Source organism: Streptomyces sp. NPDC001980 (assembly GCF_040296885.1).
In the GTDB taxonomy this organism is placed as follows: domain Bacteria; phylum Actinomycetota; class Actinomycetes; order Streptomycetales; family Streptomycetaceae; genus Streptomyces.
The window spans coordinates 1-12222 of the sequence record NZ_JBEOYD010000044.1; the positions used below are offsets into that span (position 1 = coordinate 1).

Genomic DNA, 12222 nt, shown 5'->3' on the forward strand with positions numbered 1-12222 from the left:
CCCTTGTCGTGGCTGCCGGAGGTCCAGCGGGTCTCCTGGGCCTGGACCGCGGAGCGGTAGGCGGCGAGGAGTTCGCTGCCGGCCGCGGCCAGGTGCCCCGGGCACGCGCCCGGGGAACCGGCCCCCTCGTCGATGTGCCGGCGCCGACCTCCCTCAGGGCCTGCTCGAACTCGCCCGCAGCCGTTGGCCAGAGGCATGTCCCCGGGGCGGAGGAGGTGGCGCGGCGTCAGGTCCTACTCCTCCGGCTCCCACGCGCGAAGCAGATCGAACAGACCTGCGTCTCCGTCGATCTGCAGGGAGTCCGCCGGGATACGGTCGTACACGAAGAGGACCAGCTCACTGGCCGTGCCGCGGACGGAGACGCCGGCCGCGTCCGGGCCCTCGTCGGCAGCGGTGCCGGGCGTCGTGCGGGGCGCGGGGACACGGGTGGCGCGTGCGCCGTCGCCGTCGACCGTGAGGCGCCAGGAGCGGCCCTCGGTGGAGTGGAAGTCGAAGGCAGTGGGCTTGTGCGGCCAGGCACTCGTCGTTGCGACGCAGGTGGACAGGAAGTCCTCCACACCGTCGAGTGCCACATCATCCGGGAGCGGCTGCGGGGCACCCGCAGTGAGCTGGGCGTCGTAGGTGTGCACCGCGATCTCCTGGAGCTGGTGCCGGGCGACGGCACCACAGGTCTGCGGCGATTGCGACGCACCCCACCACGTCCAGCACCCCCGATCCGGGCCGGCCTCCCGCAGTGCGTCCAGCAGCTCCTGCGCCGACGCGGCCAACCAGGCCGACACGGCCTCGCGCTCCCGGGGCGCGGCCGGGGCGCCCTCTGGTACGGACTTGGCCGGAGCGGCGGGCCCTGCGGCGATGGTGGCGGCCCAGGAGCGGCGTCCCTCGCCCAGGTGCCGCACCAGATCGAACAGCGTCCACTCGGGGCAGGTCGGCACCGGCACATCGAGGCTGGGCGCGGAGGCGACCGCGGCGCGGAAGGCGGTCGACCGTTCGTCGATCAGTCGCAGCAGAACGGGGAACTCAAGGGGCGTTGTCACACCGACTCTCTATCACCGCGTTCCGACCATCGGACACCGATTTTCACAGCCGTCGCGGCGAGCGCGAGGCGTGCGCCCAGGCGGAGCGCTCTGTGACCGTTCCGCACCACCACTCTCCGTGCAGAGAGGCCAGGGGCGACGATCGGGATGTGAGTGGGCCCCGGCTGGACGGGGGAGGCCAGCCGGGGCCGCGGGCGGTGACATGCGGAGGGCGGTCGCCTCTCGGCGGCAGGCTCCATGGGGCTTCAGCCGGACGATCGTCCCCATGGGCCATCGGTGAGGCCCGGGGACACTGTCCCCTCCGCGGTCACGTATGGATGAACGGTCAACCGCCGTGCCTTTGTTCCCGTTCACGTCGCGCGGAGCGCTGTGAGGTGCGGAACATGCCGTGCCCGAGACGCATCAGTTGAGGTAGTCGGCAACCAGGGCGGCGAACTCGTCAGGGGTGGCGAGCCTGACGCCGAGTTGTTCGGCCTTGGCGCGCTTGGAGCCCGCGTTCTCCCCGGCGACGACGAGGGTGGTCTTCTTGGAGACGCTGGAGGAGGAGCGGCCGCCGGCGCGTTCGACGAGTTCGTTCGTCTCGTTACGGGAGAGCTTTTCCAGAGCCCCGGTCATCGCGCCGGTGACGACCACGGTCATCCCGGCCAGCGGACCCGCCTCCGGCGCGGCGACGAGCGCCTCGCCGTCGCCGTCGGGGCTCGTCTCGTCGCCGGGGACAGGCGGAGTGGCGCCGGGCTCGGTCATGTTGACGCCCGCGGCGACGAGCTTTCCGATGAGTGGGGCGAGTTCGGCCAGTTCGGCGACGATCGAGGGGGCCTTCTCGGAACCGATGCCGTCGACCTGCTGCATCGTCTCGGCGTCGGCGGCACGGATGTTGTCCATGGTGGCGAAGTGGCGTGCGATACGGCGGGACATGGATCGGCCGGTGCCCCGCACCCCGAGTGCGCACAGCACCCGCGACAGCGGCTGCTGTCTGGCCGCCGCGATCGCCGCAAGGAGGTTGTCGGTGCTGGTGTCGCCCATCCGATCCAGGCCGAGGAGCTGCTCGCGGGTGAGGGTGAACAGGTCGGCGAGGTCGGTGACGAGGCCGGTTTCGACGAGTTGGACGACGCGGGTGGCGCCGAGGCCTTCGATGTCGAGCTGGTCGCGGCCGGCGGCGTAGGAGAGGGAGGCGACCAGGTGGCAGTTGCGGCCCTGCGTGCACCGCCAGCGTTCCTCGCTCTTGTCGATGTCCGATCCGCAGCGCGGGCAGGCCTCGGGGAAGGCGATGGGCTGTTCGTCGCCGGTGCGCAGGTGGGCGGCGGGGGCCTGGATGCGGGGGATGACGTCGCCGGCGCGGTAGACCATGACCTGGTCGCCCAGGCGCAGGTCGCGGCGGGTGATGTCGGCCGGGTTGTGCAGCGTGGCGTAGGTGATGGTGGAGCCGTCGATGACGACCGGTTCGAGGACGCCGCGTGGGGCGATGATCCCGGTGCGGCCGACGTTCCACTCCACCGCCAGCAGCCGGGTGATCTTCTCCACGGCCGGGAGCTTGTAGGCGATCGCCCACCTGGGCGCGCGGGAGCCGGATCCGGCGGCCTGCTGGTCGGCGGCGAGGTCGGCCTTGATGACGATGCCGTCGATCCCGAACGGCAGCCCGGCGCGGGCCGCGGCGATCTCCTGCACCCGGGCGAGGACCTGCTCCACGGATTCGGCGACGGTGTCCGGGACCGGGGTGGCGGTGCTGGTGTGCACGCCGAGCTCGGCGGCCAGGTGCATCAGGTCGCTGTGCGCGGACGCGGTCAGCCGTTCGGCCAGTACCGGGTCGGTGCCGGGCACGGGGAGGAGTCCGTAGCCGAAGAACGTCATCGGCACCGTGTAGAGGCGCTCCCGGGCCCGCAGCGTGCCTGCCGCGGCGTTGCGCGGGTTGGCGAACGGCAGCCCGCCGTGCTCGGTGCGCACGGTGTTGGCGTACTCGAACTGGGCGGTCGTCATGAGGACTTCGCCGCGCACTTCCGCGGTGACCGGCTCGGCCAGCTGCCCGGGCAGGCCTTCGATGGTGCCGATCGCGTGCGAAACGTCCTCCCCGGCCGTCCCGTCCCCGCGGGTGATCAGCCGGGTGAGCCGGCCCTCGGTGTAGCGGGCGGCGATGGCGAGCCCGTCCAGCTTCGGCCCCACGTGGAAGCGGGAGACCTCGTGCCCGACACGGCGGGCCAGGGACTCGGTCCAGGCGGTGAACTCCTCCGCGGAGAACACGTTGTCCAGGCTCAGCATCGCCACCGTGTGCGGGACATCGCCCTCCACCGCGCCGCCGGCCACCTTCCCGGTGGGGGAGTCGGGCAGCACCTGCTCGGGATGCTCCGTCTCGTACGCGGCGATCGAGCGAACCAGCCGGTCGTACGCGTCGTCGTCCAGCGGCGACGTGCCGCCCGCGTAGTACGCGGCCGCCGCCCCGACGGCCTCCTCGACCGCCTGCGCGTAGGCGACGGTATCCACGATCTCTGCTGCAGCTGTCGTCATGCCTCGTATCGTGCCTCCCGCCACTGACAACGCGACGCGCGTGGGGATGGTGGGCGCCGGCGGTGACCTTGTTGATCCGTCCAACTCCGGCCCGCCGGGCCCACTCAAGCCGTCCGTGGTACGGGAAACACCCCCTCAGCTCAGGGTGAAGTCGTCGGCGTCGACGTTGGACTGGCCGTACCAGCCGTGCACGTAGACGGTGACCGCCCCGCTGCTGCCGGTGGTGAAGCTGACCGTGAGCTGGTTCCAGCTGCTGCTGTTGGACCAGGTGCTCGCGGTGGCGCCGCCGCTGACCCCGATGTAGGCGTACGGGCCCTGCACCCAGGCGGTCAGGGTGTAGGTGTGGTTGGCGGACAGGGTCACGCTCTGGTCGCACTCGCCGGTGCTGCTGGAGCTCGGCGTGACCTGCAGGCTGTGGCTTCCGCTGTGGACCGGGCCGGCGACCACCGCGCTGCCGCCCGTGCAGGTCCAGGGGCTCAGACTGCCGGTCTCGAAGCCCGCGTTGGTCAGCGAGCCGCCACCGCCGCCCCCGCCGCTGCCGGAGGACGTGACCGTGAGCGAGTAGGTCGCGCTGTGGCTGCCGCTCGCGGCCGTGCCGGTGACGGTGATCGGGTAGGTGCCCGCGGCCACGGACGAGCCGACCGTCGCCGTCAGCGTCGAACTGCCGCCGGATGTCACGGATGTGGGGCTGAAGGAGACGCTGACGCCGGACGGCGCGCCGGAGGCGGAGAGGCTGACGGACTCGGCGCTGCCGGAGGTGACGGCCGTACCGACGGTCGCGGTCGCCGAACCGCCCTGGGCGACCGAGGCGGAACCCGGCGACAGGGACAGCGAGAAGTCGGTGGTGGTGCCTCCGCCGCCACCGCCCGTGCTGCCCTCGTAGGGCACGAACGCGTCGGTGAAGGCGAGCGTGTTCTGGCTGATCTCACTGCAGGTGGACAGCGAGTTGGCGCTGCCGCTGCACGGCTGGTCCCGGTTGGCCGACCAGAACGACAGCCGCCCGACGCCGTTCTGCGCGGCGAAGGACTCCACCGTCTGGGCGTCCGCGAGGGTGAAGGTGGACCCGTCGTCGTTCTTGCCGATCATCGGCGTGATGCCGAGGTTGGCATAGGTGTAACCGGAGTCGACGGACTGCATCTGCGCCAGCGTGGCCTTGGCCGCGGAGACCGCGCCCTGGCCCATCTCGGTGCCGGTGCCCGCGTAGTAGTCCATGGCCATGATGTTGACCACGTCGATCTTGATGCCCGCGGTCTTGGCGGCCTTGAGGATGTTGACGCCGTCGTTGGTCAGCCCGCTCGTCAGCACCGGCAGGGTCATGGAGAACTGCAGGTTCGGGTTGGACGCCTTGAGGTCCTTCATCGCCTGCATCTGACGGGCCGCGGCCGCGGTGTCCGCGATGGCGGCGCCCTCGACGTCGAAGTCGAGCTGCGTGACGCCGTAGTCGTTGATGATGGCCTGGTACCCGGCGTCGATGCTGCTCTGGGTCGAGCACGTCCAGGCGAGCGGCTCACCGCTGGCCCCGCCGGAGGAGATGATGACGGAGGCGCCCTCGGACTTCGCCCTGGCGATCTCGGGGTCGGTGTAGGAGTCGTTGCCTATGGGGAGCGTGTCGCCCCAGATCTGGGTGCAGCCCTCGCCGAGTACGAAGGCCGCCGTGTAGGCCTTGAGCCCGTGGCCCGTGATGGCGGTGTCGAGCAGTCCTTCCTGACCGTTCGACATGTCGACGTAGGGAGCCACGGAGTAGACGCTGCTCCCCGCGGCGCTGCCGGCCGGGGCCAGCGCGACGGTGACGCCGGTGGCCGCGAGTGCGAGCGCACACGCGGAGGCCGCAAATCTTGCCAGGTGCATGACAGTGGCCCTTTCGGGATGCCCATCGAGGGCGGGGTGGTGGGGGGTGGGCCGAGATTTGGTACATACCAAACCGCCGTCGAGGCCCGTCAGTCAAGAGGACTAGACCAACTCCATACCATTCGGGAGCGGTATCGCCGCCCACGCGCCTCCACGGGCCCCCGCGCCGGGCCCCGACGGGGGTGTCTCCCGTCTCCGGCGAACGGGCCGGAGACGGGAGACCCCGGCTCACCGCGCCGTCAGGAACTCGTCCGCGGCCAGCGGGCGGTTCACGATCCGGATGTCGCCGACGCTGCCGTGGAACACCATGTCCACGGCGCCCGCGTACTCGTGGCCGCCCACCAGCCACGGCAGCCCCAGCGAGGTGAGGCCGGCCGACAGGCGGTTCGGGTTGTCGACGACCGGGGCGCCCTCGACGTACAGCCGCGTGCGGCGGCCGTCGTTGACCACCGCGAGGTGCCACCACCTGAGCTCCACCAGGCCGTGCCCCCAGTTGGTGGTCGGGTAGGTGTCGTTCAGCGGGTAGTGGTTGAACTGCGGCTCGCGGCCGTTGTTCGAGATGGAGAGCTGGAGCACCGGCTCGCCCGGGTCGGTGTTCTTGCCGTGCTTGCCGGCGTCCCCGGCCGAGCCGCGGCGGCTGAGTATCGACGCCCAGCCGTTGTTCCCGGCGTCCCAGTCCAGCGGCAGCATCACGAACGTCTCGATGGTGTACCCGGACTCGAACGTCTCGCCGTTCAGCGGGGCCTGCGCCCCGGTGGTCAGGTACGAGCCGTGCAGCGGGTTCCGGCCGCCGCTGAACTTCAGGCCGGCATGCGCGGGCTGGTCGGGGTGGTGGTCGGCGGACCAGGTGAGCGCGTCGGCCGCGGTGCCCGGCAGGGTCACCACCGTCAGGTCGTTGCCCTTGCCGGACAGGTCGCGGACGGTGTCGCCCGCGGTGAGCGCGGTGCCGGGCGCGCCCTGCCCGTCGAAGCGCCAGTACGCCAGCGTGCCCTTCACCAGTTCCCGGGCGGCCGGCCGGGCGGGCCGGGCCGGGACCGGGGCGAAGCCGGAGAAGCGCCGCTCGAAGTCGATCGGCACCGAGAACGAGTCCACCGGACCGGTGATCCGGGCGTGCTCGGCCGCCAGTTCGGAACGGGACTCCGGCTTCTGGGCCAGGATCCAGGGGTTGATCGTCTCCACGTCGATCGTGTTGCGGGCCAGGTCGAAGTGGTACAGCCGGATCATGCCGCCACCGCCGAAGTAGCGGTTCTGGTAGTTGGTGATGTGCAGGTGCACATCGTTGCCGGCGGCGTTCTTCGCGGTCGTCCGCGCGGGCGGCCAGTAGTGGCCGTTGAGGGTGAGGAAGATCTGGTCGTTGCCGTCGATCAGCCGGTCCCAGACCGTCCGGCCGTGGTCGGAGAGCACGGCGTTGTCCTCGGGGTCGCCGGACTCGTACGGGAAAACGTTGTCATCGTAGTCGGAGTAGACGAGGTCGTGCGTCGTGAGGATCACCGGCAGCTTCGGGTGGGCCTTGATGACGCTCTCGGCCCACGCGAAACCCTGCTCGCTGGTCCGCCAGTCCAGGGCGAGCAGCAGCCAGGAGCGGCCGGCGGCCCGGAAGACGTGCGCCGTGTTGTAGCCGGTCGGGTCGGCCCCGGCGAAGGTCTTCGCGTGCGCGAACCGCTGCGGGCCCATGGTCCGCAGGTACGGCGTGTCGCCTCGGCTGTCGTCACCGCTCACGTCGTGGTTGCCGGCCAGCACGCTGTACGCGGCACCGTGCGCGTCCAGCAGGGCGAAGGCCTTGTCGACCTGCTGGAACGAGGACGGGTCCGCGTCCTGGGTCAGGTCGCCGAGGTGCGCCATGAACACGATGTTGTCGCCGTCCGCGTCCCCGCTGTGGTCGATCACGTAGCGGAACGACGCCTCCTGCGGGGTCCGGTTGACGCTGTCCTGGCTGCCCCAGTACAGGAACTGGGTGTCCGGCATGACCGCGAGGGTGAACCGGAGGGAGGCCGTATCCGGTCTCCAGGCGCCGGTCCGGGCGCTGCCGGTGGCCTCCGCGGCCGACGCGGGCGTCGCGCCGAGCACGGCCGCGCCGGTTCCTCCGGCTGCCGCGCCCGCACCGGCCAGCGCCGTGGTGCGGAGAAAACCACGCCGGCTCCGACCGGTGCTCTCCTGTGCCGGGGTGTCGTCTCGATGGGACATGGGGCCGCCTTTCCCGTGCCGATGGCTCAAACGCGACGACGCTACCCAGCGGCGCTCCCGGCGGGGCGGCCAAGAGGTGACAGGCGAAGAGCGGGCTTCTGTCCGGGACTTGAATCGCCGTCGGGGCGGGGCGGGCAACAGCGCGGGCGAGCCCGCCCGTGGTCGTCGGTGTCGTGCCCGGCGTCTTCGACATCCCGTTCATGGACGTCCTCAGCGACGACGCCAAGGCCGCCATCGGCGCCTCGATCCCGCATCCCGCGCGCCTCGGCAGGCCCGCCGAGTACGCCGCCCTGGTGCAGCACATCGCCGAGAACCCCATGATCAACGGCACCAACATCAGGCTGGACGGGGCGCTGCGCCTCGGTATGAAGTAGCCGGGTCGCGGGCCTGAGTTCTTCAGGAGGTGTGGCACTCGCGTCCGGCGGCTCACGGACGAAAACCGGGTGCCCCGCCCCGCACCCCCTGCCTACACTCATCCACTGTCACGCACCGTAGCCGCGTCCCGCGGTCGCGGTGCCGTGCCGTGACGAGTTCGGACGAGCGAGGGGAGAGGGCCATGCGGGATCGCACCGCTGTCGTCTCCTCCCTTTCCCGCTACGACGTGATCCTCGTGTCCCCGTCCCTCCGGTGCCCGCCGCGCGGCCGGCACCGGACTCCGTGACGCGCGACCGGATCAGTCAACCACCGTTACATGTACGCACTTTGACGTGCCCTCAGGCATGACCGGTGGACTTCGCCGCACGGGAAATCGCGCTGCCCCTTCCGGGAGCGATTCCGGGAACCGTCACTCGAAAGGCACCGGGCCATGCGCACCGGACTCCGCACGAACTCCGTCAACCCCCTTGCCGCCGTCCGCAACCTGGGCATCCTCGCCCACGTCGACGCCGGCAAGACCACCGTCACCGAACGCATCCTCTTCGCCACCGGCACCATCCACAGACGCGGCGAGGTCCACGACGGCACCACCGTCACCGATTTCGACCCCCAGGAACGCGACCGCGGCATCACCATCTTCGCCGCGGCCGTCAGCTGCGCCTGGGACGGCCACCGCGTCAACCTCATCGACACCCCCGGCCACGTCGACTTCGCCGACGAGGTCGAACGCTCCCTGCGCGTCCTCGACGGCGCGATCGCCGTGTTCGACGCGGTCGCCGGCGTCGAGCCGCAGAGCGAGTCGGTGTGGCGGCAGGCCGACCGGCACGGCGTCCCCAGGATCGCCTTCGTCAACAAGCTGGACCGCGCGGGCGCCGACCTCGACAGAGCCGTCGAGTCGATCCGCGCCCGGCTGCACCCGGCCCCGCTCGTCGTCCAGCTGCCCATCGGCACGGAGGACGGCTTCACCGGCGTCGTCGACCTCGTGCGCATGCGCGCGCTGGTCTGGGCGGACGACGGCGGTACGGCGACGGAGGGGCCCGTTCCCCAGGAGCTGAGGGAGACGGCGGACCGGCGCCGGCACGCGCTGGAGGAGACGGTGGCCGCGCTGCACCCGGGTGCGCTGGAGGAGTTCTGCGCGCCGCCCGGACGGCTGTCCACCGCCACCCTGGCCGGCGCCCTGCGCGACCTCACCCTGAGCGGCGAGGGCGTCGTCGTCCTGTGCGGCTCCGCCTACCGCAACCGGGGCATCGAACCGCTCCTCGACGCGGCCGTGGCCTACCTGCCCTCGCCGCTCGACGTCCCCGCCGTGCGCGGTACCCATCAGGGCGCCGAGCAGCGGCGGGCCGCCGACCCCGAGGGGCCGTTCGCGGCGCTCGCGTTCAAGGTGACCGCGACCGCCACCGGGCGCCTCACCCACGTCCGGGTCTACTCCGGCACGATCGAGAAGGGAGACACCGTGTGGGACCCGGCGACGCGCCGCACCGAACGCGTGGCGCGCATCCTCCGTGTCATGGCCGACCGGCACCAGCCCCTCGACCGGGCGGCGGCCGGTGACATCGTCGCCGTCGTCGGGCTGAAGTCGGCCCGCCCCGGCGCCACGCTGTGCGCTCCGGACGCCCCGCTGCTCCTGGAACCGCCGGCCGCCGCGGAACCGGTGGTCTCGGTCGCCGTCGAGGCGCGCCGCCGTACCGACACCGACCGGCTGGCGCAGGCGCTGGCCCGGCTGGCCGCGGAGGACCCCTCGCTGGTGGTGCGCACCGACGCCGAGACCGGGCAGACCGTGCTGTCCGGGATGGGCGAACTGCACCTGGAGGTCGCGGTGGAGAAGATCCGCCGGGACGGCGGCCCAGAGGTGACGGTGGGCCGGCCACGGGTCGCCCTCCGGGAGACCGTGACCCGCGGGGTGACCGGCTTCGTCTACCGGCACGTCCACCAGACCGGCGGCGCCGGGCAGTTCGCGCACGTCGTCCTGGACGTCGAACCCCTCGGGCACGAGGGCGGGCACGAGGACGGGCGCGAAGGCGGGCACGAGGGCGGCCACGAGGTCGGCTTCGCGTTCCGGTCGGCGGTCGTCGGCGGCCGGGTGCCGCAGGAGTACGTCCGCGCGGTCGAGGCCGGCTGCCGGGACGCCCTCGCCGAGGGGCCGCTCGGCGGGCATCCGGTCACCGGGCTGCGGGTCACCCTGACCGACGGCTCGACGCATGTGAAGGACTCCTCCGACACGGCGTTCCGTACGGCAGGGCGGCTCGGCCTCCGGGAGGCCCTGCGGGCCTGCGCGATGACGCTCCTGGAGCCGGTCGCCGAGGTCACGGTCACCGTGCCCGAGGACGCGGTGGGCGGCGTGCTCGGCGACCTGGCCGCCCGGCGCGGCCGGGTCACCGGTTCCGCGGCGCGGGGCGGCGCGGTGGTGCTCACCGCCACCGTGCCGCTGGCCGAGCTCTTCGGCTACGCGACGCGGCTGCGCGGCCGCACCCAGGGCCGCGGCACCTTCACCACCCGCCCGTCGGGCCACGCACCGGCGCCGGCCGTGGTCCCCGCCCGGTAACACCGGTGCGGGGGGCGGGGGGCGAGGGGCGAGAGGGCGGGGGACGAGGGGGCCGGGGACGACTTCCCCGGCCCCCGCACCACGCCCCCGCCACCGGCAACCGTCCGTCGAAACACAACCGTTGTGGAACGGCATCCGGCCCCTCGGCGCCCAGGCCACCCGGCTTCGGCCCAGGTCACGCCGCCGCGCGTGGGCGTAGCATCGCTCCGGAACCAGCTGTTCCCCGGCCCGCCTGCACGGATACCCGTGCCGGATCCCTTGACGAGCTCCTCTTCGGGGGATTAACTCACGTCCTAAATTAAGCCATGAGGGGCTTCGGAAGCCGAACGTCGGTCTCGGCGTCCGCACTCGCGGGCGCCGGCCCTCGCGAAGCCCTCTCGGGGTTCTCGACTCCCGGAAAGGCACAGCTGGAGCCATGCGCAGCATCCGAGCCGCGGCCGTAGGCGCCGTCACCATGTCTCTCGCCCTCGCGGCCACGGCCTGCGGTGGCGGTTCGTCCACCGGGGGCGGGTCCAACGACTCCCCGAAGACGCTCACCTACTGGGCCTCCAACCAGGGTGCCAGCATCGAGATCGACAAGAAGGTACTCCAGCCGGAACTCGACAAGTTCCAGAAGCAGACCGGCATCAAGGTCAAGCTGGAGGTCGTGCCCTGGTCGGACCTGCTCAACCGGATCCTGACCGCGACCACCTCCGGCCAGGGCCCCGACGTGCTGAACATCGGCAACACCTGGAGCGCCTCGCTCCAGGCGACCGGCGCGCTGCTGCCCTGGGACGCCAAGAACTTCGACAAGATCGGCGGCAAGGACCGCTTCGTCGACTCCGCGCTCGGCTCCACGGGTGCCGAGGGCAAGGACCCGGCGGCCGTCCCGCTGTACTCGATGGCGTACGCGCTCTACTACAACAAGAAGATCTTCGCCGACGCCGGTATCGCCAAGCCCCCGGTCACCTGGGACGAGCTGATCGCCGACGGCAAGAAGATATCGGCGAAGGGCAAGTCGGTGCTGGGCGCCGAGGGCGGCAACGTCTCGGAGAACATCCACCACACCTTCGTCTTCGCCAAGCAGCACGGCGCCGACTTCTTCACCTCCGACGGCAAGCCGGACTTCACCAACGACAACATCGTCGCCGCGGTCAAGCAGTACGTCGACCTGATGGCCAAGGACAAGGTCATCCCGACCGGTGACGCCGAGTACGCGCAGAACCAGTCGGTCAGCGACTTCGCCAAGGGCAAGCAGGCCATGCTGCTGTGGCAGTCGGCCTCCTCCAACCTCAAGTCGCAGGGCATGAGCGACAGCGACTACGGCATCGCCCCGGTGCCCGTGCAGTCCGGCACCCCCGGCACCGGTGCCCAGGTCAACTCGATGGTCGCCGGCATCAACCTGGCGGTCTTCAAGAACACCAAGAACCTCGACGGCGCCACCAAGTTCGTGAAGTTCATGACCAGCGACGACGAGCAGAAGATCCTCAACACCGCCTACAGCTCCATCCCGCCGGTCAAGACCGCCCAGGAGGACGCGGCCTTCAACACCCCGGCCAACTCCGTCCTGAAGAACACCCTCGCCACCAGTGCCGCGGCCCTGCCCCAGGTGGCCTCGGAGTCGCAGTTCGAGACCACGGTCGGTACGGCGGTGAAGAACCTGTTCGCCGACGCCGCCGCCGGCCGCGCCATCACCACCGACTCCGTCAAGGCCGAGCTGGAGAAGGCCCAGCAGCAGATGCCGGCGGCCTGAACGAG

Annotated in this window: 7 protein-coding genes and 1 pseudogene; 3 read left to right on the forward strand and 5 right to left on the reverse strand. The window is 71.5% G+C overall.

Going from position 1 to position 12222, the window contains the following annotated elements; all coding sequences use genetic code 11:
- From ABT137_RS41890 to ABT137_RS41910, 5 genes and pseudogenes are all read right to left on the reverse strand, one after another.
- A pseudogene (locus tag ABT137_RS41890) lies at nucleotides 1–95 on the reverse strand (DUF5304 family protein); the annotation flags it as partial.
- A 138-nt stretch (nucleotides 96–233) separates the two neighbouring features.
- The gene (locus ABT137_RS41895) at nucleotides 234–1034 is read right to left on the reverse strand and encodes a maleylpyruvate isomerase N-terminal domain-containing protein (RefSeq protein ID WP_351717332.1); all 801 of its coding nucleotides are present in this window, start codon (nucleotides 1032–1034) and stop codon (nucleotides 234–236) included.
- 402 nt (nucleotides 1035–1436) lie between these two features.
- Entirely contained in the window at nucleotides 1437–3533 is a 2097-nt protein-coding gene (gene ligA, locus ABT137_RS41900; protein WP_351717333.1) for an NAD-dependent DNA ligase LigA, read from the reverse strand.
- Nucleotides 3534–3668: 135 nt separating this feature from the next.
- Entirely contained in the window at nucleotides 3669–5381 is a 1713-nt protein-coding gene (locus tag ABT137_RS41905) for a carbohydrate binding domain-containing protein (RefSeq protein ID WP_351717335.1), read from the reverse strand.
- Nucleotides 5382–5609: 228 nt separating this feature from the next.
- Nucleotides 5610–7565 carry a LamG-like jellyroll fold domain-containing protein gene (locus tag ABT137_RS41910; protein ID WP_351717337.1) on the reverse strand — a complete coding sequence of 652 codons (1956 nt, stop codon included), beginning with the start codon at nucleotides 7563–7565 and terminating at the stop codon, nucleotides 5610–5612.
- A gap of 158 nt (nucleotides 7566–7723) precedes the next feature.
- Here ABT137_RS41910 and ABT137_RS41915 point away from each other — a divergent pair, with 158 nt between their 5' ends.
- From ABT137_RS41915 to ABT137_RS41925, 3 genes are all read left to right on the forward strand, one after another.
- Nucleotides 7724–7939 carry a Rossmann-fold NAD(P)-binding domain-containing protein gene (locus ABT137_RS41915; RefSeq protein ID WP_351717339.1) on the forward strand — a complete coding sequence of 72 codons (216 nt, stop codon included), beginning with the start codon at nucleotides 7724–7726 and terminating at the stop codon, nucleotides 7937–7939.
- Between the two features lie 431 nt (nucleotides 7940–8370).
- A complete protein-coding gene (gene fusA, locus ABT137_RS41920; RefSeq protein ID WP_351717340.1) occupies nucleotides 8371–10485 on the forward strand; it encodes an elongation factor G in 2115 nt (704 codons plus the stop codon).
- A gap of 415 nt (nucleotides 10486–10900) precedes the next feature.
- Nucleotides 10901–12217 (forward strand): ABC transporter substrate-binding protein, encoded by a 1317-nt coding sequence (locus tag ABT137_RS41925; RefSeq protein WP_351717342.1) that lies wholly within the window; start codon nucleotides 10901–10903, stop codon nucleotides 12215–12217.
- Nucleotides 12218–12222 lie beyond the last annotated feature (5 nt).